The sequence below is a fragment of the Bradyrhizobium sp. WYCCWR15520 genome, assembly GCF_056174665.1.
Window position 1 is genome coordinate 148,288 of record NZ_JBWBWM010000012.1, and the last position, 26,421, is coordinate 174,708.

Sequence of the window (26,421 nt, forward strand, 5' to 3'; positions counted from 1 at the left end):
CTCGCCGGGAATGCAAGGCTTGAGAGCGCTATCACGACAGGAACAGCGCGAACGATTCATCTGTCGTCCGCCGCAAATGCTGGCGGTACAGCGCATAATTGGGATCGTCGGACGAAACCCTGCCAAAGGTCGGGTGAGCTACCATCTTGATCGGAAGATAGGCGATTGGCGCTGCGATCGGCGTCAGCAACGAGCCGCGACCCGCAAGCAGCGTCGTAATGATCCCGTACATCTCGCCTGAAATCGCCAGGTGCGCCACTGTGATCAGGCGATGCTGGCCATGCCGGTTGGTGACGAGATAGATATGTCTCGACTGGTTCGGCACCGCGACTTCGCCGAACTGGGTGAAGGCTGCGTCCTGCCGCTCGCTCTCGTGAAACACCAGCGATGAGGCCGCGGTATCCCAGGTGATCTCGGTGCGGTAGGCAAAGATCGCGTCCTTGTCGCCGAACGACGGCCGCACCGTGACATAGGTTCCTTCGATCCACGCCACCGCGCGGCGCGAATAGGCGCCCAGGCCATCCGGCGCAACCTCGCCGTTGACGGCAGCGACAGACGCCGGTGCCTCCGGCGTCTTGCGCAAGGAAACGCCGAGCGCCTGTTCGAGGCGAACGGTGGTGGCCAGCGTAAACGGGCGGCGGCCGCCCAGCACCTTTTCCAGCGTCGAAAGGCTGAGTTTTGCGAGTTCGGCCAGAGACTGCCGGGAGATGCGGCGACGGGCGAGCTCTTCGCGAATGGTGTCGGCAATCTGCCGGCTCTGCTCGGCGGAAAGCTGCTTGTCCGGCGTCGGCATCGTCATCCCTGCTTCAACTCCCGTCATTGTACCAGACGCACAATCCATCACAAACCCGTACAAAACCGCCCCAGCCGTGGCGGGGCACGGTGGCGGATGACCGAACAAGGCCGATCATTCCGCTCGCGCCAAATCGCTGAATTCCACACCCTTCTCGCACGGCGAAATCGCCGTTCGGGAGTTAAGCGACATTACGACATCAGACGAAATTGAGGCAGACAAATGCAGCGAACAGCCCAGCCTGATCAGGCTGGTGCTGTTCTTCGTGATGCAGGGCGTTGCCGTAATCCTGGTCGGGTTTGCGGCATTATTTTTGAGTTTTGAGCCGGTCTGGTCAGCGGAGCGCCTGCAGTCGACGTTCCTCAAGCCCGGCGACGTCCGCGCCGGTTCGCTGCTGCTGAAGATTGACGAGGGCTATGCCGTTGCGTCGCGGCTCGGCGTCGATGTTGATCTCACCGTGTCGGGGCCGACGGTCCGCGCCCGCGTCACCCAGATTTTTCGCAACCTCGAAGCCGTCTACGTCTATCCGCTGCCGTCGGGCGGCGCGGTCGATACGCTGAAGATGGTGATCGGCGATCGCGTCGTGGTTGGTGACATCAAGGAGCGGCAGCAAGCAAAGATCATCTACGAACAGGCGAAGCAGAGTGGACACAAGGCGGCGCTGACCGAACAGGAGCGGCCGAACATCTTCACCAATTCGGTCGCCAATATCGGCCCCGGCGAAACCGTGCTGGTGCAGATCGAATATCAGGAGCCTGTCGCACAATCCGGCAACGAGTTCTCGCTGCGGGTGCCGATGGTGATCGCCCCACGTTACAATCCCGCGCCCGTCGTGCAGAGCGTCGATTTCAAGCCTGATAGCGGCGGCTGGGGTTCGGCCAAATCCGATCCCGTGCCGGATCGCGACCGCATCTCGCCCGAAGTGCTCGATCCCGCCACCAACGCGCCTGTTAATCCGATCCGCATCACCGTGCGGCTGCAAGCAGGCTTTCCGCTCGGCGAGGTCAGGAGTCACCACCATACGATCAAGACCGAGAAGCCAGACGCCAGCACCAGCATCATCCGCCTTGCTGAAGGCCCGGTGCCGGCGGACCGCGATTTCGAACTGACCTGGAAACCCGCGGCCGAGAAGGCGCCGTCGGTCGGGCTGTTCCGCGAGCATGTCGGCAATTCCGATTATCTGCTGGCGTTCGTGACACCGCCCGCGGTCGAGCAGGCGCAGCAGAAACCGATGCCGCGCGAAGTGATCTTCGTGATCGATAATTCCGGCTCGATGGGCGGCGTCTCGATCATTCAGGCCAAGGCGAGCCTCACCTACGCCCTCGGCCGTCTGCAGCCGAACGATCGTTTCAACGTGATCCGCTTCGATCACACCATGGATGTGCTGTTCCCGTCAGCGGTGCCCGCCGACAGGGAGCATATCGGCCGGGCCACCTCCTTCGTCGGCGCGCTGCAGGCCAATGGCGGCACGGAAATGGTGCCCGCGATGCGGGCGGCGCTGTCCGACAACAGCGGCGACACCGGTTACGTCCGCCAGGTCGTATTCCTGACCGACGGCGCCATCGGCAACGAACAGCAATTGTTCGAAACCATCAGCGCGTTGCGCGGCCGCTCGCGCGTCTTCATGGTGGGCATCGGCTCGGCGCCAAACACCTACCTGATGACGCGCGCCGCCGAACTCGGCCGCGGCACCTTCACCCATATCGGCGCGGTCGAGCAGGTCGAGGAGCGCATGCGCGGACTGTTCGCCAAGCTGGAGAATCCCGCGGTGACTAATCTGACCGCGAAATTCTCCGATGCCACGGCCGACATCACGCCGGTTGCGATCCCCGACGTCTACCGCGACGAGCCGCTGGTGCTGGCCGCAAAACTCGACAAGCTCGCGGGCTCGGTCGAGATCAAGGGCCGCATCGGCGATCGCCCGTGGGTCGTCACCCTTCCGCTAGCGAATGCGGCCGAAGGCAAGGGCCTGTCCAAGCTCTGGGCCCGCCGCAAGATCGCGGATGCGGAGGTTGGGCGCACCACGCGTCAGACGACGCCGGACGAAGCCGACAAGGCCATCCTCTCGCTGGCGCTCGAGCATCAGCTCGTCACGCGGCTGACGAGTCTGGTAGCCGTCGACAAGACGCCGAGCCGTCCGCAAGGAGAGCCGCTCAAGGTTTCGGAACTGCCGATCAACCTGCCTGCGGGATGGGACTTTGAAAAGGTGTTCGGCGAGCGCCCGCGCGTGCCGGCAACGCCGACGGAGCGGCGCGCCGATACGGAAGAGGCGCGCGTTCAGGTCGCGGCGCTGAAGCGGGTGCAGCCTGTCGTCACCCAGCCGCCCAGCACGCTCGCGCTGCCGAAGACGGCAACTGACGCCGAGCTGAAGATGATTGCCGGTGTGATCCTGCTCACGTTCAGCCTGATCCTGTTCGTGCTCAATCGACGTCAGATGTCACGGTGTTGACGTCGGCTGAAAGGAGGAGGGACCCCTGACCTCCTCTTTCCAGAGCGCGCGCGGCTCCCACCCGTCCCCCCAAGGCCGCGCGCGCCGCCTTTTCCTCAACCGCCGTCATTGCGAGCGAAGCGAAGCAATCCATCTCGCCGCGGAAAGAAAGATGGATTGCTTTGTGCCTTTCGCTCCCTTGCGCAAACGCCTCGCGTTTGTCGCAGGCAATGACGGATAGAGTGTCCATGCGTTTCATCCTCCCTCTCCTCCTCGCTCTCATCGGCCTGATCTTGTTCGGCCAGGGCGCCTACATCCACGCCAAGGCGCTGGTTGCACAGGTCCTGCTGGAACGCGCCTTCGAGAAAACCATCGCCACCGGACACGAGACGAAACCGTGGTCGTGGGCCGACACATGGCCGGTTGCCCGTATCGACGTGAAGCGGCTCCATGCCCGCACCATCGTGCTCGCAGGCAGCAGCGGCCAGGCGCTCGCCTTCGGTCCGGGTCATGTCGAACGGACACCCGATGCCGGCGAGCGCGGCGTCGCCGTTTATTCGGCGCATCGCGATACGCATTTCGCCTTTCTGAAGAACGTCGTCATAGGTGACGAGATCGAGGTCACGCGAAGCGACGGCAAGCAATTCCGTTACCAGGTGGATGCCACTTCGGTCGTGCGCTTCGACGCCTCCGGCATCGATCCGCTCGCAGACGGATATCATCTGGTGCTGTCGACCTGCTGGCCATTCGAGGCGCTGACGCCGGGGCCGGAACGCTATCTTGTGCACGCCACCATGATTGTATCAGCTCCGAATCCGCTGTGAATTCTCCGCGAGCCGGGAAATCGTGCGCGACGCGAATGGCACTGCGCGCGCAACGCGTGTTGCCACCCTTGCCAAGTCTCAATAAAAAGGTCGCAATCAAAAGAACGCACAGCGAGCGTTGTCGATCGCCGCTGCCAAAACAGCAGAGTAAGGGACATCCATGGACGCTCAGGCAAGCACCGCATCGCATCAAGCCGAACAATGGTCGCCCTCGCCTGACGCCAGCGACATCGTCAAGAGCATCCATGCGATGCTGCACCCGCGCAATATCGTGCTGGTCGGCGCCACCGACAAGCCCGGCAACTATGCCGAGCGCATCTGGAACAATCTGATCAAATACAAATACGAAGGCGGCCTGTTCCCGGTCAACGCTAAGCGCGAAACGATCTGGGGCGTGCCCTGCTACAAGGATTTCGCCAGCCTCCCCGAGAAACCCGATCATGTGCTGGTGCTGGTGCCGGCGCGTTTTGCCGTGCAAGTGATCCGTGACGCGGCGGCAGCCGGTGCGCGCTCGGCCACCATCGTCACCTCGGGCTTCAGCGAGTTGCAGGACGAGGAAAGCCAGCGGCTTGCAGTCGAACTGAAGCAGGCCGTGAAAGAGACCGGCCTTGCCGTCACCGGCCCGAACTGCCTCGGCAATCTGAGCGCAGGCGAAAAGCTGTTCACCAATATCGACGACCGCATTGTCACCATGGAAGCCGGCCCGGTGGCGATTGTCGGACAATCCGGCGCGATCGTGATGGCGATCCGCCAGACGCTGGAGGATCGCGGCGTCGGCGTCGGCTACATGGTCACGACCGGCAACGAGACCGGGCTCGAGACGCCCGACCTGATGGCCTATTTCGCGGCCGATCCCTCGATCCGCGTTATCGTGGTCTATCTCGAAGGCGTGCGGAACACAAAAGTGTTCCGCGAAGCCTGCAAGGCGGCCCGCGCCGCCGGCAAGCCCGTGATCGCGCTGAAACTTGGCGCCTCCGAAGGTGGCCGTGCCGCCGCGATGGCGCATACCGGCGCGCTTGCCGGCTCGATCGAAACCTTTGACGCGATCTCGACCCGCGAAGGCGTGATCCGCGTCCGCGGCCTCGACGAGCTGATCGAGACCACCGAATGTTTCGTCCATGCCGATCCGCCGAAGGGCAACCGTCTCGCCGCGGTGTCGCTGTCCGGCGGAAAGCGTGGCCTCCTGATCGATGCATTCTATTCGGCCGGCATGAACTTCGCGCCGCTCAGCGCGAACGCGACGGCGCAACTGGCGGAAATGCTCGGCCCCGGCAGCATTGTCGGCAATCCGCTTGACGCCGGCTTTGCCGCTGTCGTCGACCCTTCCGTCTACATGAAGTCGATCAAGATCATGATCGACGATCCCGACACCGACATCGTCATCATCGACGCCGAATTGCCGAAGGCGCCGCATGAATTGCGCGAGCGCAACTTACGGATCGTCAACGAGATGGCGGGCGCCGCCAGCAAGCCCGTGGTCTACATCAGCGCGATGTCGATCGGGTTCACCGAATTCACCAAGGGTTTGCGCAAATCGCTGCCGAACATCGCGGTCATGCAGGGCCTCGATCGCGCCGTCGGCGCGATCAAGTCGCTGATCGAGTATGCGTCCCTGCGCAAGGAGGTGCCAGACATCCTATCGAGCTCGAAGGCTTCCGCGCGCGCGGTGCTGGAGAAGACGCTCAAGGCCGCCAACGGCGCCGCAGCGTTGGACGAGGTCGCGTCGAAAAAGCTGCTCAAGGCTTATGGCATCCCGGTTTCAAAGGAAGAGATCGCGCAGACGGCGGCGGAGGCCGTGAAGATTGCCAAGAAGATCGGCTTTCCCGTCGTGGCCAAAGTCGTCAGTGCCGACATCCTGCACAAATCAGACATCGGCGGCGTGGTGCTGAACCTCAACAGCGCGGCCGAGGTGAAGAAGGCGTTCAACGACATCACCGCGCGGGTAAGGAAGATCAAGAGCAAGCCGAAACTCGAAGGCATTCTAATCGCGCAGCAGGTCAAGGCCGATCTCGAACTCGTGGTCGGCGCTTCGCTCGACGCCGAGATGGGGCCGGTGGTGCTGTTCGGCACCGGTGGCGTCGATATCGAGTTGATGAAGGACGTAGCGCTCGCCGGCGCGCCGCTGGACGAGGCCGAGGCGAAGCAATTGATCGCCAAGACCAAGGCCGGCGTGAAGCTGAAGGGCTATCGCGGCAAGCCGGCGCTGCACGAGCCTTCCGCCGTGAAGGCGCTGGTCGGCCTGTCCAATCTGATGGCCGATGCCGGCAGCCGCATCGCCTCGATCGACGTCAATCCGTTCCTGATCAACAGCAAGGTCGGCGTCGCCGTCGACGGCTTGATCGTGCTGAACAACGATGCAGCGAACAAGGCTGCGGAGCATTGAGTCACGGAAGCCGTAGGGTGGGCAAAGCGTGGCGTGCCCACCATCGCGAGGAGTGCTTGATGGTGGGCACGGCGCAAGTGCGCCTTTGCCCACCGTACGGCACTGAGCAAGCTACAACGCCGCGCCCCATTTCTGCGCGGTCTGTAAAACCCAGTCGCGATACAGCGTCAGCGGCGTAACCCCGGTCATGCCGCCGCAACCCGCCGAGCCATTCGGCCCCGTTGACCAGCTCACCACGCCGACGATCGCGGGGCCGCCTTGTTTGTCCTCGAAAACAGGCGCGCCGGAATCGCCGGTGCAGGCACCGAGGCCGTCGCGCGTGCCCTGCCCCACGGGGTCGACAAGCCTAATCTGAAGTGTCCCCGGCCTGCCCGTCGCAACCAGGCCGGCGACGCGGATGGTGCCGCCGCTCCTGCCATCGCCGCGCACGGACACGCCGATTCCCGCGATGGTAAAACGGCTGCCGACATTGATCGGGATCTCAGGTAATCCGAGCACGGCCGCCGTCTTGCCCTTGGGCGGCGCGGCCAATTGCAGCAACGCGACATCCGCTGTCGCACGATGTCCCGACATCGCCTGCATGTTGAAGCCGGGGTGAATGGCGACGCTCTTCACATCCTGCAGCGTCGGCTGCCGGTCGGCGCCATATTCGACGATCTTGTAGTCCGCGCCTGATGGCACGCAATGCGCCGCGGTCAGCACCAGCCTTGGCGCAATCAACGCGCCAGTGCAGAAGTTGCCGCGCGAGCCGACGATGGTGACGACCGAGCGGGCCACGCCTTCCGTCGACGGCGCACCGCCACCGACAATGGCGTGCGCGGGAACGGACAGCAGCAGGACAAGGCTGGCAATCAAGCGAAGCAGGATCTTCATCGATGCAGCAATAGCCTTTGGTGCGCGTATCGCCAAGCGCCGGATCGGGCTGGTTCTCAAGGGCATTTCGTGTTAGCCGCTCCGCAAAGATATTTTTCAGGCGGGGCATGATGATCGAGGCAGTGATCTGGGATTTCGGCGGAGTGCTGACCACTTCGCCCTTCGAGGCCTTTGCGCGGTACGAGACCGAGCGCGGGCTGCCGGCCGACATCATCCGGCGCACCAACGCCGCCAATCACCTGGAGAATGCCTGGGCCAAATTCGAGCGCGCCGAGGTCGACATCGAAGCTTTTGACGAATTGTTCGCGGCGGAATCGCTGGCGCTGGGCGCAGCGGTTCGCGGCAAGGACGTGCTGCCGCTATTGTCAGGCGATCTGCGGCCCGAGATGGTCGAGGCGCTCAAGCGCATCAAGGCCAAATTCAAGACCGGCTGCATCACCAACAATCTGCCCGCCAACGCCATCGGCAGCCACAGCGGCCGCACGCTCTATGTCGCCGAAGTGATGGCGCTGTTCGACCATGTCATCGAGTCCGCCAAAATCGGTCTCCGAAAGCCCGATCCGCGTATCTACCGGATGATGGTCGAGACACTGAAGGTCGATCCCAGGAACTGCGTTTACCTCGACGACCTCGGCATCAACCTGAAGCCGGCGCGCGAGATGGGCATGACCACGATCAAGGTGGTCAGTGCGGCGCAGGCGATCGGGGAGCTTGAGGCAGCTACCGGGCTGGCATTGCGCTAGGCGGAAAAATACCGGAACTTGCGCCCTCGTTATGCCCAAACGGCGCTTGTCCTTTGCCGGGAACGCAGGCAGAACATTCCGAAATCCATCGAATTCGGAGTTGAAAACCCGTGGCTGATACCAGGCCTTCGGCCTCGATCGAGGCAGTGGAAAGCGGTCTTGCGGCGCAGGGCTATATTGCGAGCCGCCAGATCGCGACCGCGGTCTATCTGGCGCAGCAGATCGAAAAGCCCATCCTGGTCGAAGGGCCCGCCGGCGTCGGCAAGACCGAACTGGCGAAAGCGATCGCTGCATGGCGCGGCATGAAGATGATCCGCCTGCAATGCTATGAGGGGCTCGACGAGGCCAAGGCGCTCTACGAGTGGAAATACGCCAAGCAGCTTCTTTACACGCAGATCCTGAAGGATAAGCTCGGCGAAGTGCTCGGCGGCGCGCCGACGCTGGAAGCGGCGCTGAACCAGCTTCACGATTTCGGCGACGTGTTCTTCTCCAAGGAATTCGTCGAGCCACGGCCGCTGTTGCAGGCGCTGGAGCAGCCCGCGGGCTGCGTGCTGCTGGTCGACGAAATCGACAAGTCGGACGCCGAATTCGAATCGCTGCTGCTGGAAATTCTCAGCGACTTCCAGGTCACGATTCCGGAACTCGGAACCGTGGTCGCGGTTTCGCCGCCGACCGTGATCCTGACCTCGAACAGCGAACGCGATCTCGGCGATGCGCTGAAGCGCCGCTGCCTGCATCTGCATATCGGTTTCCCCGAGCAGAAGCTTGAGGAGCGGATCGTCGAGAGCCGAGTATCAGGCATTTCGCAGACGTTGCGCCGGCAGATGGTGGGCTTCATCAACGAGGTCCGCACGCTGGACCTGAAGAAGCTGCCGTCGGTCAGCGAGACCATCGACTGGGCGCGCGTGCTGGTGCTGCTGCAGGCGCCCGAACTCGGCCATGAGGTGGTCAAGGACACGCTGAACGTCCTGCTGAAATACGAGGCGGATATCGAGGCCACCATGCCTCAGGTTTCCACCTTCATCGCCAAGGCTTCGCGTCAGGGCGTCTTCGGGTGAGGCGCGAATGAGGGAGAACCTGCATCGCTTCTTTCGTGCGGCGCGGGGCGCAGGCGTCAGGCTCTCGCCGGCCGAAAGCATCGATGCGATGCGGGCCGTCTCCAAGGTAGGCTTTACCGACCGCACGATCCTGCGCGACACGTTCCTGCTGACGCTCGCCAAGACGCAGGACGAGAAGAAGGCACTCGGCGACTGTTTTGACCTGTTCTTCGATCAGCCGGAGCCCGAAGACAGCAAAGCAGACGAGCAGGAGACACAAGGATCCAACGCGGGCTCCGATTCACCCAGCGAGACAAGCGGCGACGAGCAGGCCGAGGGCCTCGGCCAGCTTGCGCAAATGCTGCTGGCGCAGGACCGCAACCAGATTTCGGCCGCCATCGCCAATGCGGCGAGCGCGGCCTCGCTGTCCGACATCCGCTATTTCACGCAGCGCGGTATCTTCTCGGGCCGCATCCTCGACCAGATGGGCATCCAGCGCCTGCGCGACGACCTCGACAACCTCACGGCAACCAATCCTGCACTGGCGGAACGGCTGACCAATGCACTGGATGGGCTGCGCGGCACCGTCCGCGATACGGTTTCGCAGGCGCTGATGTTGTACGGGCGCGAGGAAGCGGAAAATTTGCGCAACGAAATTTTGCGTAACGCGCCGCTGTCGCGGATCGAGCCGCGGCAGGTCGAGCAGATGCGGCATCTGATCCGCCAGATCGCCCGCCGCCTCCGCGAGCGCTACTCCAAGCCGCGCAAGCGCCAGCGCCGCGGCCATCTCGACGTGCGTCGCACCATCCGGCGCAATGCGGCGTGGGGCGGCGTGCCGTTCCTCACCGCCTGGAAACGGCGGCACCGCGACAAGCCGAAGATCGTTGCGCTGTGCGACGTCTCGGGATCGGTGGCGCGGGTTTCCGATTTCTTCCTGCTTCTGATTCACAGCCTGCATGAGGTCGTGGATGACGTCCGCTCGTTCGCCTTTTCGGGGCATCTGATCGAGGTCAGCGACATCCTGGAATCCAAATCGCCGGAAGAGGCGATGGCCGAGATCATGTACAAGGTCGGCTTCGGCTCCTCCGACTACGGCAGCTCGCTTGACGATTTCGAACACGGCTGGATGAACGCGATCACGCCACAGACGACCGTGATCGTGCTCGGCGACGCCCGCAGCAACAATCTCGATCCGCGCGCCGATATCCTTCGCCGTATCGCCGAGCGATCGAAGCGGCTGGTATGGCTCAATCCGGAGGGCCGCATGGCCTGGGGCTGGGGCGATTCCGAAATGCCGCGCTATTCGACCTTCTGCACCGTGGTCCGCCAATGCGCGACCGCGAAACAGCTCGAACGTGCGGTGTCCGATATCGTGGCGAGCTATCAGTAATGTCGTCTTCGGCAGTTCTTCCCCGTGACAATGCCCCCGACGCGCTGTCGGTGCTGAACTCCGTGTTCGGCCTGCCGACCTTCCGCGGTGCGCAGGAGGAAATCGTTCGTCACATCACCGAGGGCGGCAATTGCCTAGTGCTGATGCCGACCGGCGGCGGCAAGTCGCTGTGTTACCAGTTGCCCTCCTTGTTGCGCGAAGGCTGCGGCATCGTGGTGTCTCCCCTGATTGCGCTGATGCGCGATCAGGTCGCGGGACTGCTGGAGGCAGGCGTCAATGCGGCCGTTCTGAACTCGACGCTGTCGTTTGACGAAGCCTCGGAAGTCGAGCGGCGACTGCTGGCCGGCGACCTCGACCTGCTCTACGTCGCGCCCGAACGCTTGCTGACGCCGCGCTGTCTGTCCCTGCTCGGCCAAGCCGATATCGCGCTGTTTGCGATCGACGAGGCGCATTGCGTGTCGCAATGGGGGCACGACTTCCGTCCCGAGTATATTGGCCTGTCCGCGATTGCGGAGCGTTTTCCGGATGTGCCGCGCATCGCACTGACTGCGACCGCCGACGAGATGACGCGCAAGGAGATCGTGACCCGGCTCGGGCTATCGGGCGCGCCGAGCTTCATCTCGAGCTTCGACCGCCCGAACATCCGCTACGAAATCGTCGAGAAGCAGAACGCTCCGGCCCAGCTCAAGGCTTTCATCAGCGAGCGCCATGCCGGAGATGCCGGCATCGTCTATTGCCTGTCGCGCGCCAAGGTCGAGGACACCGCTGAAGCGCTGACCAGCGCCGGCATCCCCGCCCTGCCCTATCACGCGGGCCTCGACGCCGGCATGCGCGCCCGCAACCAGGACCGCTTCATCAACGAGGATGGCGTCGTCATCGTCGCCACCGTCGCGTTCGGCATGGGCATCGACAAGCCGGACGTGCGCTTCGTGGCGCATCTCGATCTGCCGAAGAGCATCGAGGCCTATTATCAGGAAACCGGCCGCGCCGGGCGCGACGGCAAGGCCTCCAGTGCCTGGATGGCCTACGGCCTCTCCGACATCGTGCAACAGCGCCGCATGATCGACGAATCCACCGCATCCGATGCGTTCAAGCGCGTGTCGATCGGCAAGCTCGATGCGCTGGTGGCGCTGGCGGAAACCGCCGGCTGCCGCCGCGGCCGCCTGCTCGGCTATTTCGGTGAGGACGTCACCGGCAGCAATTGCGGAAATTGCGACAACTGCCTGTCGCCGCCGCAACTCCGCGACGGCAAGGTCGCCGCGCAAAAACTATTGTCCTGCGCCTATCGCACCGGGCAGCGGTTCGGCGCCATGCACCTGATCGACGTGCTGGTCGGCCGCATGACCGAGAAGGTCACGCAGTTCAGCCACGACAAACTGTCCGTGTTCGGCATCGGCCGCGACCTCAACGAGAAGCAATGGCGTGCGGTAATCCGCCAATTGGTCGCGATGGGCCATCTGCGCGCCGATAGCGAGGCGTTCAACGCACTGAAGCTGACCGAGAGCGCGCGCGGCGTCCTGAAAGGCGAGACCGAGATCATGTTGCGCGAGGCGGCGCCCGGCACGCGTGTTCGCGCCAGCCGCGCCAAATCACGGCGCGGCGATCTGGCGCCGCGCGCCGACACCAAGCCCGCCGATGCCGGCCTGCAGGCCGCGTTGCGGGCATGGCGCTCCGACATCGCGCGCCAGCGAAGCGTGCCAGCCTATGTCGTGCTGCACGATTCCACCATCGACGGCATCGCCGCCGCGCGGCCAATGACGCTCAACGAACTCCGGAATATCCCCGGCATTGGCGACAAGAAGCTCGAGCATTACGGCGACGAATTGCTCGCGCTGGTGCGAGCGGCGGACGCGTAGAGCTTCGGTTCTGATTGAATCAAGAATCGAAGCTCTAGATTCTAGTGTTGACGCGTTTTCTTGACGCGAACCGGCATCCACTTCGCTCGAAAACGCTATGGTAGCCCTCAACCGTTGCGGAAGGTGTAGGCGTATCCGTTGATGGCGGGCGCACCGCCGAGATGGGCGTAGAGCACCTTCGATCCCTTCGGGAAATAGCCCTTGTTCACGAGGTCGATCATGCCCTGCATGGATTTTCCCTCGTAGACGGGATCGGTGATCATGCCTTCGAGCCGTGCGCAGAGTCGGATGGCTTCCTTGGTCTCTTCTGAGGGAACGCCGTAGGCCGGATAGGCGTAATCTTCGATCAGGACGACATCGTCTTCGACGAGTTCGCGGCCGAGCTCGACGAGCTTTGCGGTATTGCGTGCGATATCGAGCACCTGGGCCTTGGTTTGCGCGGGCGTGAAGGACGCATCGATGCCGATCACCTTGCGCTCGCGGCCGTCCTTGGCAAATCCCACCAGCATGCCGGCGTGGGTCGAGCCGGTGACCGTGCAGACCACGATATAGTCGAAGGCAAAGCCGAGTTCCTTCTCCTGCGCCCGCACCTCCTCGGCGAAGCCGACATAGCCGAGCCCACCATATTTGTGCACGGAGGCGCCGGCCGGAATCGCATAGGGCTTGCCGCCCTTGGCCTTCACGTCCGCAATCGCCTCTTCCCAGCTCTGTCGAATGCCGATGTCAAAGCCTTCGTCGACCAGCCGCACATCCGCGCCCATGACGCGGCTGAGCAGGATGTTGCCGACACGGTCATAGACGGCGTCCTCATGCGGCACCCAGCTTTCCTGCACGAGCCGGCACTTCATGCCGATCTTGGCCGCCACCGCAGCGACCATGCGGGTGTGGTTGGACTGCACGCCGCCGATCGAGACGAGCGTATCCGCGTTGGAGGCGATCGCATCGGGAATGATGTATTCGAGCTTGCGCAGCTTGTTGCCGCCAAAGGCAAGACCGGAATTGCAGTCCTCGCGCTTGGCGTAGAGTTCGACCTTGCCGCCGAGATGCTGCGACAGCCGCTCCAGCTTCTCGATATGGGTGGGCCCGAAGGTGAGCGGATAGCGTTCGAATTTCTCCAGCATCGTCATCCCCGTAGATGTCTGATCTCCGGAAACGCCCCTACCATTAAGGGCTGGAAAGGTGCTCTCTAAATGATCGGGTATTCTTCACGAAGATTGCAAACGAGCTCTATTTGACTACTATTTCATCCAGTATCCGGCATAATTTCGAGAGATTCTTTCATGGCCGGCAGGCTGGACCGTATCGACCTTAAGATATTGCGTTTGCTACAAAATAGCGGCCGGCTGACCAACGCCGAGCTGGCCGAAATGGCCGGCGTCAGCGCCGCCACCTGTCACCGCCGTACCCAGCGCCTGTTCGACGAGGGCTATATCGCCCAAGTCAGGGCGATGGTGGCGCCGCGCAAGGTTGGCAAGGGTGCACTGGTCATGGTCGGCGTCGTGCTCGACCGCTCCACGCCTGAAAGCTTTGCCGCCTTCGAGCGGGCGGTCGCGCAACTGAAATTCGTGCTGGACTGCCATCTGGTGGCCGGCGATTTCGACTATTTCCTCAAGATCCGCGTCGGCGACATGGAGGATTTCAACCGCATCCACGGTGACCAATTGATCGCGCTGCCAGGCGTCCGCCAGACCCGGACCTTCTTCGTCATGAAGGAAGTGGTCGACAACGCACCGCTCGATTTCTGATGGCGGACTATCCTACCTTGAAGCCAGCCGCGGAACTGGGCGAGATGCTGGTCACGTCGCACGCCATGTTCTATCAACCGGACATGATCAGAAAGCTTTGCCGGCGGGCTTTGGCGCTTGCCACCATTTTTATTGCGCCGCCGGCCTTCGCCTCGGACGAACTGCAGCGGCAAGAGCCCGATACCGTCATCTTCGCGATGATGTCCGGCAAGTGCGCTACGCTCAAGGTCGCGGGCCGGGATTTTGGCTGCCGGGCCGTGGCCTTCTTCCAGACCGAGGAAGGCAGGGCGAATTTTACCGTGGCGCTCGACGACCCCGGCGACGACAGCCACATCATCACGTTTTCCGGCGACAACGGGCGAAGGCCGGAGGCCAATCTGTACGAACTGCCGATCGACCGGATGCTGCTGAAATCCAAGGACCGGCCCAAGGCCGATGGCCTGCCGGTGCCGTCAGTCGAATCGACCGCCGGCCTCTGCAAGCAAGTCGGCAACTTCGTGACGCTGGAGCTTTCCTCCATCTCCTGCATTGCGGTCGACAGGAACGGCAAGAAGTACGAGCTGCAGTATCAGTCCGACGGCGCGCCGATGGCGGTGCGTCGCATCAAGCGGATGCGCGTCGGTAGTCCCGCGGTGTCGCCGTTCGACGACGCCAAATGAAAGGCCGCCGGCGGAAAACCGACGGCGGCCAGTGTCGATCCACGCATGGCTCGCGACTGCGCGGACAGCGTCAGGCTAGTTCGAAATTCCTCGTAAGGCGTGCAGGCTATCAGTCAAAGTCGAGCGATTGCCTTCATACCGGCTTTACCGTGAGCCACCGCGCTCGCGCCCGCTCCTCATTGGCAGAATCGAGCTCGCGATATCAAACGCGATCGCCCATCTCGGCTTTTCTTCCTCGTCGCCCGGCACGTTGATTTGAACGCCACCACCATCGCTGACAGTATCGGCCGCAGCCACTACGGCGGCTTCGAGGGCGGCGCCGCGGGAATCGTAGACGCCGCCGATCTTGACGTTATCCGCAAACACCGACCAGCCCAGCGGCGCCTTCACGACTTCGAACACCGATCGTTCCATTAGGTCTCCTGTATCGGCTTCACCGGTATCGCTTCCGCCCCTCGCCGACGCGGCGAATCCTGGCGAAGGAAGCGTGGTGCCGGGACGCCGGCTTGTCGCCGGCGGTGGCCTTGGTCCGCCACTCGAAAGCCCGCAACCCCGTCGGCAAATTCACCACCGGTGCCAGCGCGATTTCCTTCCGCACGGCATCGACAATCCGATCGAACTCAACTTCGCTCATTCGCACGCTCCATTGCGCCAGGCCGGCATTCTGCCGCCAGGACGATAAGAGGGGACCGCGCTGAGCACAGATCGCCATGCAAGTTTGTTGTTTGAAGGCTCGCCCGCGGTCGCTTCGATGGCAAAAAGAGGCCGAAATCGGGAAGGCTCGAATCGTTCCGTGCGAAACCAGTGGCTCCCGAGGAACCCGCCGGTGGCCCCCTTGGCCGAACTTGCCCCTTGCGTGCTAGATTCGGCCGCGAATCAGGAGGGTTTGCATGCCGGTAGACAGTGACAGCGCCATTGCGTGGCACCGCGCCCAGCTCAAGAAGCTTCGTGAGACCTTGAGGAACATCGAGACGACGAGGTTCATGGTGGGCGAGTCCGCCCAGGCAACCAGGACCGGCAAGACCCAGAAGACGATTGCCGAGCTCGAACAGAAAATCCGGCAGTCGCAGCACATCATCGCCGCCTATGAGCGGCAGACCCGGCGGCCGCTTGCAACGGACCAGCGCAGCCTCGCCAGCGTGAGCTGGAGTAGCTGGACTGCCCAGACGGCGCACGGCCGTGGCAATTCGCGGTAAGCCTTCGCCAGTGTGAATGCCGCCGGATTAACCGGCGGGTCTCGCACAAGGTTTCGAACCAGCGGTCACCTTGGCGCGCAGAGAATGCGCCCACTCATTCGCGGCCGGCCGACGCGGTCGACCCCAACTCCATCCAGCGATGGCGCTTAGGGATGGTGCCCTCCCTTCGGCGGCCGCGGGCCCCCGACCCGAGAGCAATGGAGGAGATACTCCCCGTCGTCGTCCCAAGCTTTGGTCTCAAAGACCGCCTTCCAGCCAAGCTTCGTTTCGTCAAGCTCCAGCACCCGTGGCTTGACCTCAATAAGCGGTGCGGTTTGCACCTCGATTTTCTCGATCTTCCAATCGTAGACCAGTGCGAGCGCGCCCGGCTGATGCGCCAGCCGCTCGAAGTAGAAGAACGGATCGATACCGATAGAGATTTTCCCACGCAACCAACTTCCCGGTCGCACAGTTGCCGGGGGCTCCCCTTCCTGAAAGACGAGCACACCTACATCAATAACCCACCAATCATTCGCAACGTGGGTAACTCGGCCGACAATCTCGTAGTCAGCATCTCGGATGCGAATTAGGGCCGGAACCGTCTGGAGGTTCGACTCGAATATCTCCAGCGGCGCCGAGGCGTAAAACTCAAGGGCGAAAGCCGCCTTCATACCCCGTGCAAAATCGCCGTAGTTGCCGTCCTGGATTATCCATGAATGGAGCCCTACAACCAGGGTATCAGCCATCTGCACTCCGGCCTTGCTTGGGTCTAAGAACTTTCCTTGAGCTCCCGAGGCAAAAACCAGCTAAGGGCTCCCAAGAGCGAAACGGCGCCACCGTGGCCTTCATCCCGCGTTCTTCGTCATCTCTTTTTCTCTCGCCTTGGCCTTGCACGAAATCAAGAATGTAAACGCCCGCGCGTTGCGCGCGATGTCGGCCGTCTTCAGCTCGGCCTTGGCGTCGGAGATCTGATATGGCACCACGCTGTTGTCGAGAAAATCCCGTAAAGCGCCCGTCTTGATGGCGAAGTTGATGTTCTCGGGAATGTTGCCGGTTGCCCGCGCGAACCTGAATGCATTCAGCTTGGCGGCGACGACGCCGCTCGAGGCCAGCAACGGTCCCCCGCTGTTGCCGGGCTGAACGGCCGCGCTGATCTGCAGAAAGCGCGTATCGTTCAGGATGCCGCTGAGCGAGCTCACGATCCCGGTCGTCACCGTGAAATCGGACGTCAGCAGTCCATGAAAGGGATAGCCGATCGCCACCACGCTGTCGCCGGACTGGATCGCCTTGTCGCGGATTTTGGTAACGTCCTTGAACGAGCCGGTCACCTGCAGCAGCGCCAGGTCGTTGGTCTCATCGCTCGACACCAGGCGCAGTTTGGCGGACGCCTCGCCGGACAGATTGCCCTGGATATCGCCGACGCATCCCTGCACGACGTGGGCGTTGGTGACGAGGTGCCCGTTCGTGCTCACCAGGAAGCCGGTGCCGGTCTGGTCAAGCAGCCTGTCGGGCTTGGCCGGCGCAGCATCCGGCGCCGCCGCTGCGGCGATCGGCTTAGCCACGGGAAGGACCGAGAGATCGCCGGCACTGGCCAATCCCGACTGCTTGATCTTGGCAACACAGTTCGCCAGCACCGGCAAGAGCTGTCCGGTCTGGTCGAGGTTGAACTGGAAGAGCTGCCCCTGCGTATAGGCGGTCATGGCCTTCGCCCGCCGGAACTGGCCGATCAGCGAGGAATTGTTCGGCATCGGCACGCGAACCAGCTTGTCGGCGATCGGGATGCCATGAACGTTGAACGGTTGCTGGCCGTCGAATGTCAGGGTCAGCGGAAAGGCCTGCCCGGTCGTGAGCCGCCATTCTTCATGCATGAAGCCGAGGCTCCAGCCGCCGGTGTGATCGATCATCACCAGAAAATAGACGCCGCTGGCGTACGAAGCGCCTGCCGCACAGTGCGAGAACGATCCGGTCTGGTCGTTGGTGTAGGCCCCGCCCTTCCAGTTGCCGACGCTGATCGAACCATAGGGTCCGCGCGCATGCGCATTCGCACTGGCAAAAATCGTACACAACAAAGCTGCAACCGCAGCAGCACGGCATTTCATATGCATATTCCCCACATTCCCAGGGTGAGCATATTTATCTTTGCAACCGGAGTCTATTTGGACCGGCACGGGGGGCCGAAAATTCTCCCGCGGGGTAGCAGGAAAACAGGCTCGCCGTTGGTCACACACGGTGCGGCAGCGGCGGCCTGAAGCTCACTTCGTTAAGTTCTTTGCCGGATATTCTGCCTATCGTCCCGATCGTCGTAAGATCGAGACCGATTCGCGTCCGCCCGTCGCAAGGCGGCTCATCGCTTGGCAGGACAACGCATGGACTTGGCACACGGCGGAGGCAACTTCGAGAGGGCCGAGCTGCGTCCGCCTGCGGTCGTGCTGATCCCCGCCCTGGCGATGTCGTTTTACATTTGGCTGATTCTCGTCACGACCATTCCCTACCCGGGCAAGATCGGGCTCGACTACAATACCCTTGGCACCGACTGGATGGTGTTCTACGGCGCGATCCGCTCGGTGCTCGACGGCAATGCGCCGCTGATCTTCGATGGCGATCGCTTCACCGACTTCATCAACACCGCGTTTGCCGGCTGGCTCTCCGCGCCGCTGGAATTCCGGCCATGGGCCTATCCGCCGAGCTTTCTCTTGATCCTGCTGCCGTTTGCGCCGTTGGGTTTCTTCGGCTCCTATGTGGCATTTCAGATCGCGACCGCCGCCGCGCTGGCGGTAGCGCTGCGCGCGTCCGCGGCAAAGAGCCTGCCATCAGGCGCCCTGCTTGCAGCCGTGCTGATTTGCCCGGCATCTGCCATCAATGCGATCAACGGTCAGGCCGCCTTTCTGGTCGCAGCCCTGATTGTCGGCGGATTTTCCCTTCTCAAGCGGCGCCCTTACCTGGGCGGATTGGTGTTGGGACTGCTGACGTTCAAACCTCAATTCTGCGTCCTGGTTCCGATCGCACTCGTCGCCGCCGGGCAGTGGCGCGCGTTTTTGGCATCGGGCCTGTCTGCGCTCGCCATGATGATCGCGAGCGGACTGGTTTTCGGATGGGACCTGTGGCTGCGCTGGCTTCCCCTCATCCTCGAAAATCTCAACAGCCCGAACCCGAAATGGATCGAGTACGGCCGCATGTGGGGCCACAGCGTCTATACCTGTGCGGTTCTGCTCGGCGCGCCGCAACGGCTGGCGTCGTGGATTCAGCTGCTCGCTACGTTGGGCGCGGCCATATCCGTCGTCATCGCTTTCCGGTCGAGGTTGGGGATGCCGGAAAAGATCGCGGTTTTTCTCGCCGCCACCGTCCTCGCCGCGCCGCATTCCGGCGCCTATGATGGAACGCTATTGGTGATCGCTGCAGCCTTCTGGTTGATGGCCCGGGCCTCTTCCCTACCGCTGTGGTGCTGGACCCTGGCTTTCATGATCTGGCTGCTGCCGATGCTGAGCCCACCGCTGGTGTTCCCCGTGGGCCGGATCGCCCCGCTTTTGCCCGTGCTGCTGATCGTGCTTCTGCTTCGTCCCGCAGGCCCCGCGGAGAGCGTAAAAGCGCCGGTTCCTGCCGGATAGCTTTGCGCAGCCCTCTCTGGAACGATGGCACGGAAATGTCCAGCGGTAGCGACCAAACGCCCCGGTGCCGCCCTCTTTCCAGCCGATCATTTTGATGGATCGCGCCTGGCATCTTGCATACGGTAGGGGTCCCATTGCCCTGTCCATTCCGGGCGAACGCCGGAACCAGGAAGGCAAAAACAATCGCGCCGCCGACAGCGGACGCCAATTTTCAATAACCGGAGGAAAATGCCGTGAAGCCAAGAGTTGTCCGGTCCGCCCTGTTTACACTTCTGGCGGTCGTATCCGCCATGGCCGGCCAGGCGCAGGCCCAATCATGGCCGGAGAAACCGATCACCTTCATCGTGCCGTTCGCGGCCGGCGGCGGCACCGATGCCTTTGCCCGCCCGCTGGCGGCCCAGCTCGATACGCAACTGGGCAAGCGCGTGCTGATCGAGAACCGCGCCGGCGCCGGCGGCACGGTCGGCGCCTCCGCTGCGGCGAAGGCTGCTCCCGATGGCTACACCTTCTTCGTGGGCGCGGCGCATCACGCCATTGCCCCCTCGCTCTATCCCAGCCTCGATTACAATATCGAGAAGGATTTCATTGCGGTGGCGCTGATCGCGCGTCCGCCGCAGGTGGTTGTCGTCAATCCGGACAAGGTCGCCGCCAAGACGCTGGCCGAGTTCATCACCTATGCCAAAGCCAATCCCGGCAAGCTGAACTACGGCTCCGCCGGAGCCGGCACCACGCATCATCTCGCGGGTGAACTATTCAAGATTTTGACCAAGACCAACATCCAGCACGTCCCCTACCGCGGGGCTGGTCCCGCGATGCAGGATCTCATCGCTGGCCATGTGCCTGTTGTGTTCGACGGGCTCGGTTCGTCGGCAGGACCGGTCAGGGCCGGACAGCTCCGTGCCCTCGCCGTCGCCGCGCCAAAGCGGGTGCCAGCCTTCCCCGATCTTCCGACCGCCGCGGAAGCGGGTCTGGCCGGCTATGAAGTGTCGACCTGGTACGGCCTGTTCGCGCCGAAGAACACGCCGCCGGCGATCGTCGAACAGATGGTCAAGGAGTTGCAGAAGGCGATGCAGACTCCCGCCATCAAGGAGGCCTGGGAGCGCAATGGCTCCGATGTCCCCGACGTCGCTGGTCCTGCGTTCGCAAAAATGGTGTCCGCGGAAGTCGAGCGCTGGCGCAAGGTCGTGACCGAGGCGAACGTGAAGCTGGATTAGCTTGGGAGCCTGGGCGCGGCACCGTTGCTACGCGTCGCCGCGCCGGGCTCGCTGACTAGTTGCTGCTGCGTACGCCATAGCGCGTAAAGTCGTCATCGATCCCGCGCTGGATCGTCCTCGCCGCGGAAATATCGGCATCGCCGCCAGGCTTATCGCCGTTCCTGAGCCTGGCGAGCCCGCGCCCGTAGAGCGCACTTGCCAGCTTCGGATCTACCCGCAGCGCCGAACTGAAATCATCGATCGCGGCACCGGCTTGCCCCATCTTCAGGCGGATCAGTCCACGCGAGTCATAGGTGGCGGCGTCGTTCGGCCACGACTGCAGCACCTTGTTGCAGTCGTCGAGCGCTGCTTGCAACGAGCCGAGAATGGCCCGGGTCCAGCAGCGTCCGCTCCACGCGGCTTCCAGATTGGGCTCGAGGCGGATCGCCTCGTCGTAGTCCCGTGCGGCGCGATCGTACTCGTGCCTTTTCAGGTAGACTCCGGCACGGTTGACGAAAGCCCTGCCGTAGTTCGGATTGAGCTTGATCGCCTGATCGAAAGATTTGATAGCGAGGTCGTATTCGCCTTTCGTCAGGTAAGCCGCGCCGCGGTTGTTGAAGGGCTTTGCGTAAGTCGGATCGAGCTTGATCGATTGCTCGAAATCCAGCAGAGCGCGGTCAATGTCTCCGCTTGCCGTATGGGCATTGCCACGATTGTTATAGGCAATTGCAAGAGCAGTCGTCGTAGCTTGACCAGACTCGATGAGCGCCGTGCAGCCATTGATGCGGATTGCAAACGACGTGCGATCCGAGCCGTTGCACAGCGCGATGTTCTCGATATAGTCGCTCTTCTTGGGGCTCTGCGCGGCAGCCAGAGACCCGAGCAGCAGCAAGGCAAGAGCCGACGCGAGGCCCTGGATGACGCGCCCGCTCGCACCGACTTTCATGTCAGACTCCCCGATCCCAGCACCAGCGAATGAGCAACCGTCGAAATGAGTTTCCGGACCTGGTTGGCCGACAATTCCCGCGCCGCGAACGGGCCTAGCACCCCCGGCATATGTTCAGATTTGATTTTGGAGGCGGCTTTTGATCGGGTTGCTGCGCCGCCGGTGCGCCGGGCTTTCGCGGGCCCTTGCTCTTGCCTTCTTCAATGAGGGTGGAAAATCTGACTGTCCCGTCATCCGAAATCTCGACGCGTGGCGTGGTGCCTCGAACACCCATGGTCGCGACCGGAGTGTCGATCTTCATGTCGCCGGTCTTCGCGACTTTACCTGCGATAAAGGTGAAGGTTCCCTTGGTCAGACTGAACACGGTCGAGTTGGATAGACTTTTTGGGTCGTACACGAACTCGTCCAAAGCCATGCGCGCATTGTTCGACAGATTGAAGGACGAGCCATCGGTGAAGTTGATGCCGACCCGGCCGTCGGCGCCGGTTGCAACGATATCGCCCTGATAGACGAGATCGCCCTCTTTCGCCTGACCAGCCGGACCTGAGGTGCTCGCCTGAACCACCACCGCATTCGCGCGTTCAATCGTGACCGAACCTGTGGCAACAACAACTTTTCCAATTGGTTTTGCCACGACATCCTGAACGGCGGGCCTGACTTGCGCGTGAGCTGGCGCGACGAAAAGCCCGCCTGTCGCCAGAACGGCGCCTGTCACCAATGCGGCAATCGCATGCGTGCACATGATCCCCCCTTCCTGAGAAGATCTTGTCTGAGATAACGCTCACGGGCTCTTTGAACGCCGGTCGGCCGCGACATTAAACCCGATGTCCGGGGAAGACATCATCTCTCCTTCGCTCGAAAGGATTACTCCTTTTGAGCCTAAAGCCTAATGCCCGTGGATTGGCTAACTTGAAGCAGGAACTCTCGGCTCCGGCCGCCCGGCCGGCAGCAGCGCGATTATTTGACTTCATGGGCCTCGACAAGGCCAGCCGTTGAAAATCGCACGGGGTAAGTTGCAAACGGGGTTGGGCCATGCTGGTCGGGTCCCACGCCGGGACTGGGGATGAACGTAAGGCCGCTGTGGCCCCGCCTCCCCGCATCGGCAACGTTCAGACTGCGGCCAGGTTCGGCACCCTCAGGGGCGCGCCCTGCGCCGCCGCTCAAGTCGCGGATGGTAATCTGCGAAGCCGGGCTCGTGCCGGCAGGTTTGGCATGCTGTGGCTCACGGCACTAACCTTCTTGTTTGGGAAGCAGGCCCAGGCTGCCGGTCCTGATGTCACGTTCCTTGACGACGGCAACATCACATACAAAGACCTCGAACATGGATCATTCGAGCTTGTCACCAAGGAGGCGATCCCTCGACACATCCTCGTTGACGATCCCGGACAGACCATCATTCTGCGTTCGCAAGGGTCCTCGGTCAGCGTAAGTCAGAGCACGAACTCGGCTGCGCGGATGGCTGAATTGCAGGCGGCCCAGCAGGATGCGCTCGCCACCTACGAGAAGGGACTGGGGTCGACGGGATCGAGCACGCCGCCTCCGCTCGAGCAGCTGCCGGTGCAACCGATCAATTTCATCCAGACTGATGACTCCCCCCCAGAGCAGGATGTGCCTGCTTTGCCCGCGGTGATCCTCGCATCGGCCCCGGAGATGATTATCGGGCAAATACCGCCACCACCGCCAACGCCAACGCCGCCAACGCTGAATACGGTGATCGGGCCGACCGAAATCGACACCAGCGTCTTTGACCTCTTCACCGCAACAAGCGGCACTTTCATTGCCAGCAGCCCCAACAGCGCGACACTGACCTTCGGCATCAGCGGGGGAACCGTCGGCAGCACCGTCATCGATGGCGTGACCTACAACGTGTCAAGGACTGGTCCCTACGGCACGCTTTACGTCGATAGCACCACCGGCGCCTATGCGTTCGTTCCGGACAATGACGCGATCAATGCGCTGACTGAGCCGACCACCACGGATTTCACGATAACCGTTTTTGACGGGACGCTCTCGGCCGCGCAGCCCTTCACGATCGCCATCAACGGCACCAACGACGCGGCCATCATCTCCGGCGTCACCGATGGCACAGCGATCGAGGCCAGCGGTGTCGCCAGCACCGCGCTCGGCCCGCTGAGCGCCAGTGGCACGCTCACCAGCGCCGACGTCGACGACGCGCCCAATACTTTCACGGTGGTTGACACTCCGACCGCGAGCGCGCGCGGCTTTGGCGCTTTCACGATGACGGAGGACGGCGTCTGGACCTACACGGTAGATGATTCCAACAGCGCGGTTCAGGCGCTCAATATCGGCGACACGCTGACCGACTCCTTCACGGTGACCACCATCGACGGCACTGCACAGGTGGTGACGCTCATCATCAAGGGCGCGAACGACGCAGCGGTCATTTCCGGCACCACGACCGGCTCCGTGACCGAGGACGATGGCTCCAGGTGCGATCCACCTACAGCGACCGGCACACTCACCGTTACCGATGTCGATAACGCGTCCGGTTTTGTGGCAGTCAATTGTCCGACGGCCAGCGATGGCGGCTATGGCACCTTCACCATGACGGCGGACGGCGTGTGGACCTACACGCTCGACAACGCCGATTGCGCGGTACAGGCACTCAATGTCGGAGACAAGCTGACCGACACTTTCAAGGTGACCTCACTGGACGGCACCGTGCAGCTGGTGACGGTTACCATCAACGGCACCAATGACGCCGCCATCATTTGCGGAACCAAGGAGGGCTCGGTCATCGAGGCCGGAGGCGTGGCCAATTCCGCATCTTGCAAACCAACCGCGACCGGCACGCTCACCGATACTGACATCGACAACACACCGAACACCTTTACGACGATCGATACGCCGAAGGCGAGCGCGGGCGGCTATGGCACTTTCACCATGACGAAGGATGGCGTCTGGACCTATACGCTCGATAACAACAACTGCACCGTGCAGGCACTCAATTCCTGCGACACGTTGACGGACTGTTTTACGGTAACGACCATCGACGGCACGCCGCAGGTGGTGAAGATCACCATCAACGGCGCCAACGACGCTGCCGTCATTTGTGGCACCACGACCGGCTCGGTAACCGAAGCTGGCGCTTGCACATACGGTACGCCGATCGCGACCGGCACGCTCACCGATACCGACGTCGACAACACGCCCAATACCTTCACGGAGGTATGCAGACCCAAGGCGAGCGATGGCGGCTACGGCAGCTTCACGATGACGGCGGATGGCGTCTGGACCTACAAGCTCGACAACAACAATTGCGAGGTGCAGGCGCTCAACGACTGCGACACGCTGACCGACTGCTTTAAGGTGACCACTATCGATGGCACCGTGCAGGTGGTGACAATCACCATCAATGGCGCCGACGACTCGTTCCACTTCAAGGACAAGATATCCGACGTCAGCAGTTCGAATATCATCGACGTTGCAGAGGACAGCCCGGCGCCAATCAGTTCGCCCGAAAACGCTGCGGGAACCAGTGGCCAGCCAGCGATTTCAGAGGCAGCCCAAACAGCCGAGCCGTCTTCACAATGGTCCGACAGCTTTGCTTGGAACCAGCAAGGCAACGCCGTTACTACCTACGCGCCGCACGATCTGATCGTGTGACGGAGCTGCGCCGGTTTCAGCGCAGCGGCTTCACCCGGCACAGGACGCCCTACTTCGCTTCGCTCGCCTTGATGCCGGAGCTTTCGATGAGCTTTGCCACGCGTGGCAAGTCGTCGGCGAACAGGCGCGCATGCGCCTCGGGCGTCAACTCGTTGGCCGGGAATGGCAAGGTCCCGAGCTGCTTGAGTTTCTCCACAAGCTCCGGCTCCGACAGCGCACCGCGGAGCGCCGAATTCAGCGCATTGATGGTCTCCTTAGGCGTGCCCTTTGCCACATAGAGCCCATGCCACATCGAGTAGCTGACCTCGGGCATGCCGAGCTCGGCGGTGGTCGGCACGTCCTTCAACTGTTCGAGACGTCCCGGCGACGTGATGGCGATGCCGTGCAGTGTTCCGGCCTGAATCTGCGGCAGCGCGTTGGTCACCTGATCCCACAGCAAATCGATCTGCCCTGCCAGCAGATCGGCGATCGCCGGAGCGGATCCGCGATAAGCCACGACCGTCGGCTTGAAGCCGAGCACGTTACCCATCATCACGGCGCACAGGTGGCTATTGGTCCCGAGGCCGCCATGCGCGAAGTTCGCCTTGTCGCGTTGCGCCTTGATCCAGGCCACATGGTCCTTCGGGCCTTCGCCGGGGATCGACTTCCGGCCAATCAAAACCATCGGCGCATTGTTGACGAGGCCGACCGCCTCGAACGCGGTCTTGGTATCGTACCGCAAATTGGTGAACAGGCTGGGCGCCGCGAGCAGCGCGACGTGATTGATCAGGATCGTGGAGCCGTCAGGCGCCGAGCGCGCCACGCGATCGTTGGCCAGCGTGCTGCCGCCGCCGACCACGTTCTCGACGATGACGGTCTGTCCGAGCGTCCTCGACATCCGCTCGCCGATCAAGCGGGCGACCGTATCCGTGCCGCCGCCGGCCGCAAACGGCACTACCAGCGTCACCGTCTTCGCGGTTGATTGGGCATAGGCCTGCGGCGCAAGCGCCGCGATCAAGAGGCCAAGGCCGATAAGCGCGCTGTTACCAAACCGATTGCTCACGATGGCGTCCTCCACAGTCTTGTTTGTTGTTATGGCGCATTCTTTTCGATGCGCGCTCATTGGCGAAGCCCCCGCTGCTGGCAAGCAGCGTGACCCCGCATG

General features: G+C 62.6%; 24 protein-coding genes. 13 read left to right on the forward strand and 11 right to left on the reverse strand.

Annotated elements, in window-relative coordinates:
* Positions 1–31 precede the first annotated feature (31 nt).
* A complete protein-coding gene (locus AC0QUY_RS15710) occupies positions 32–793 on the reverse strand; it encodes a helix-turn-helix domain-containing protein (protein ID WP_475387542.1) in 762 nt (253 codons plus the stop codon).
* 268 nt (positions 794–1,061) lie between these two features.
* Here AC0QUY_RS15710 and AC0QUY_RS15715 point away from each other — a divergent pair, with 268 nt between their 5' ends.
* On the forward strand, positions 1,062–3,242 hold the full coding sequence (locus AC0QUY_RS15715; RefSeq protein ID WP_475387543.1) for a marine proteobacterial sortase target protein: 2,181 nt from the start codon (positions 1,062–1,064) through the stop codon (positions 3,240–3,242).
* Here the strand turns inward: AC0QUY_RS15715 and AC0QUY_RS15720 are convergent.
* Positions 3,214–3,480 carry a hypothetical protein gene (locus AC0QUY_RS15720; protein WP_475387492.1) on the reverse strand — a complete coding sequence of 89 codons (267 nt, stop codon included), beginning with the start codon at positions 3,478–3,480 and terminating at the stop codon, positions 3,214–3,216. The two genes, AC0QUY_RS15715 and AC0QUY_RS15720, sit on opposite strands and share 29 nt — an antisense overlap.
* On the opposite strand from AC0QUY_RS15720, the gene AC0QUY_RS15725 reads away from it, so the two are divergent.
* Positions 3,470–4,045, forward strand: a complete 576-nt coding sequence (locus tag AC0QUY_RS15725) for a class GN sortase (protein ID WP_475387493.1) — start codon at positions 3,470–3,472, stop codon at positions 4,043–4,045. The genes AC0QUY_RS15720 and AC0QUY_RS15725 overlap by 11 nt on opposite strands.
* Before the next feature lie 160 nt (positions 4,046–4,205).
* Positions 4,206–6,428 carry an acetate--CoA ligase family protein gene (locus AC0QUY_RS15730; RefSeq protein ID WP_475387494.1) on the forward strand — a complete coding sequence of 741 codons (2,223 nt, stop codon included), beginning with the start codon at positions 4,206–4,208 and terminating at the stop codon, positions 6,426–6,428.
* Between the two features lie 111 nt (positions 6,429–6,539).
* Here AC0QUY_RS15730 and AC0QUY_RS15735 read toward each other — a convergent pair whose 3' ends face one another.
* Positions 6,540–7,301, reverse strand: a complete 762-nt coding sequence (locus AC0QUY_RS15735) for a S1 family peptidase (RefSeq protein WP_475387495.1) — start codon at positions 7,299–7,301, stop codon at positions 6,540–6,542.
* A 107-nt stretch (positions 7,302–7,408) separates the two neighbouring features.
* Here AC0QUY_RS15735 and AC0QUY_RS15740 point away from each other — a divergent pair, with 107 nt between their 5' ends.
* The 4 genes from AC0QUY_RS15740 to recQ all read left to right on the forward strand — a co-directional run bounded on the left by AC0QUY_RS15740 (position 7,409) and on the right by recQ (position 12,327).
* Positions 7,409–8,044: an HAD-IA family hydrolase gene (locus AC0QUY_RS15740; protein ID WP_475387496.1), complete on the forward strand. Its 636-nt coding sequence runs from the start codon at positions 7,409–7,411 to the stop codon at positions 8,042–8,044.
* Between the two features lie 110 nt (positions 8,045–8,154).
* Positions 8,155–9,102: an AAA family ATPase gene (locus tag AC0QUY_RS15745; RefSeq protein ID WP_057860385.1), complete on the forward strand. Its 948-nt coding sequence runs from the start codon at positions 8,155–8,157 to the stop codon at positions 9,100–9,102.
* A 7-nt stretch (positions 9,103–9,109) separates the two neighbouring features.
* Entirely contained in the window at positions 9,110–10,471 is a 1,362-nt protein-coding gene (locus AC0QUY_RS15750; protein ID WP_475387497.1) for a vWA domain-containing protein, read from the forward strand.
* On the forward strand, positions 10,471–12,327 hold the full coding sequence (recQ, locus tag AC0QUY_RS15755) for a DNA helicase RecQ (RefSeq protein ID WP_161850674.1): 1,857 nt from the start codon (positions 10,471–10,473) through the stop codon (positions 12,325–12,327). Before AC0QUY_RS15750 ends, recQ begins: the two co-directional genes overlap by 1 nt.
* 107 nt (positions 12,328–12,434) lie before the next feature.
* Here the strand turns inward: recQ and AC0QUY_RS15760 are convergent, their stop codons facing one another.
* The gene (locus AC0QUY_RS15760; protein WP_161850675.1) at positions 12,435–13,448 is read right to left on the reverse strand and encodes a 1-aminocyclopropane-1-carboxylate deaminase; all 1,014 of its coding nucleotides are present in this window, start codon (positions 13,446–13,448) and stop codon (positions 12,435–12,437) included.
* Between the two features lie 159 nt (positions 13,449–13,607).
* On the opposite strand from AC0QUY_RS15760, the gene AC0QUY_RS15765 reads away from it, so the two are divergent.
* Both AC0QUY_RS15765 and AC0QUY_RS15770 read left to right on the forward strand, forming a co-directional pair.
* Positions 13,608–14,072 (forward strand): Lrp/AsnC family transcriptional regulator, encoded by a 465-nt coding sequence (locus tag AC0QUY_RS15765; protein ID WP_161850676.1) that lies wholly within the window; start codon positions 13,608–13,610, stop codon positions 14,070–14,072.
* Positions 14,072–14,731: a hypothetical protein gene (locus AC0QUY_RS15770; protein WP_475387498.1), complete on the forward strand. Its 660-nt coding sequence runs from the start codon at positions 14,072–14,074 to the stop codon at positions 14,729–14,731. The genes AC0QUY_RS15765 and AC0QUY_RS15770 overlap by 1 nt, the downstream gene beginning before the upstream one ends.
* Before the next feature lie 144 nt (positions 14,732–14,875).
* On the opposite strand, the gene AC0QUY_RS15775 is transcribed toward AC0QUY_RS15770, so the two are convergent.
* Together AC0QUY_RS15775 and AC0QUY_RS15780 are read right to left on the reverse strand one after the other, a co-directional pair.
* Positions 14,876–15,145 carry a hypothetical protein gene (locus tag AC0QUY_RS15775; protein ID WP_161850677.1) on the reverse strand — a complete coding sequence of 90 codons (270 nt, stop codon included), beginning with the start codon at positions 15,143–15,145 and terminating at the stop codon, positions 14,876–14,878.
* 19 nt (positions 15,146–15,164) lie between these two features.
* On the reverse strand, positions 15,165–15,365 hold the full coding sequence (locus AC0QUY_RS15780) for a hypothetical protein (protein ID WP_161850678.1): 201 nt from the start codon (positions 15,363–15,365) through the stop codon (positions 15,165–15,167).
* Positions 15,366–15,621: 256 nt separating this feature from the next.
* Here AC0QUY_RS15780 and AC0QUY_RS15785 point away from each other — a divergent pair, with 256 nt between their 5' ends.
* Positions 15,622–15,927, forward strand: a complete 306-nt coding sequence (locus AC0QUY_RS15785) for a hypothetical protein (RefSeq protein WP_475387499.1) — start codon at positions 15,622–15,624, stop codon at positions 15,925–15,927.
* Between the two features lie 146 nt (positions 15,928–16,073).
* Here the strand turns inward: AC0QUY_RS15785 and AC0QUY_RS15790 are convergent, their stop codons facing one another.
* Complete coding sequence (locus AC0QUY_RS15790) at positions 16,074–16,652, reverse strand: hypothetical protein (RefSeq protein WP_475387500.1); 579 nt, start codon at positions 16,650–16,652, stop codon at positions 16,074–16,076.
* 99 nt (positions 16,653–16,751) lie between these two features.
* Positions 16,752–18,005 carry a S1C family serine protease gene (locus AC0QUY_RS15795; protein ID WP_475387501.1) on the reverse strand — a complete coding sequence of 418 codons (1,254 nt, stop codon included), beginning with the start codon at positions 18,003–18,005 and terminating at the stop codon, positions 16,752–16,754.
* Positions 18,006–18,272: 267 nt separating this feature from the next.
* Here AC0QUY_RS15795 and AC0QUY_RS15800 point away from each other — a divergent pair, with 267 nt between their 5' ends.
* The gene (locus AC0QUY_RS15800; RefSeq protein WP_161850682.1) at positions 18,273–19,511 is read left to right on the forward strand and encodes a glycosyltransferase family 87 protein; all 1,239 of its coding nucleotides are present in this window, start codon (positions 18,273–18,275) and stop codon (positions 19,509–19,511) included.
* A 233-nt stretch (positions 19,512–19,744) separates the two neighbouring features.
* Positions 19,745–20,725: a Bug family tripartite tricarboxylate transporter substrate binding protein gene (locus AC0QUY_RS15805; protein ID WP_246738474.1), complete on the forward strand. Its 981-nt coding sequence runs from the start codon at positions 19,745–19,747 to the stop codon at positions 20,723–20,725.
* 55 nt (positions 20,726–20,780) lie between these two features.
* Here the strand turns inward: AC0QUY_RS15805 and AC0QUY_RS15810 are convergent, their stop codons facing one another.
* Both AC0QUY_RS15810 and AC0QUY_RS15815 read right to left on the reverse strand, forming a co-directional pair.
* Entirely contained in the window at positions 20,781–21,650 is an 870-nt protein-coding gene (locus AC0QUY_RS15810; RefSeq protein ID WP_475387502.1) for a tetratricopeptide repeat protein, read from the reverse strand.
* Between the two features lie 94 nt (positions 21,651–21,744).
* Positions 21,745–22,284, reverse strand: a complete 540-nt coding sequence (locus AC0QUY_RS15815; RefSeq protein ID WP_246738475.1) for a FecR family protein — start codon at positions 22,282–22,284, stop codon at positions 21,745–21,747.
* Positions 22,285–22,862: 578 nt separating this feature from the next.
* On the opposite strand from AC0QUY_RS15815, the gene AC0QUY_RS15820 reads away from it, so the two are divergent.
* Positions 22,863–25,277: a VCBS domain-containing protein gene (locus tag AC0QUY_RS15820; RefSeq protein ID WP_475387503.1), complete on the forward strand. Its 2,415-nt coding sequence runs from the start codon at positions 22,863–22,865 to the stop codon at positions 25,275–25,277.
* 49 nt (positions 25,278–25,326) lie between these two features.
* On the opposite strand, the gene AC0QUY_RS15825 is transcribed toward AC0QUY_RS15820, so the two are convergent.
* On the reverse strand, positions 25,327–26,319 hold the full coding sequence (locus tag AC0QUY_RS15825) for a Bug family tripartite tricarboxylate transporter substrate binding protein (protein WP_475387504.1): 993 nt from the start codon (positions 26,317–26,319) through the stop codon (positions 25,327–25,329).
* Positions 26,320–26,421 lie beyond the last annotated feature (102 nt).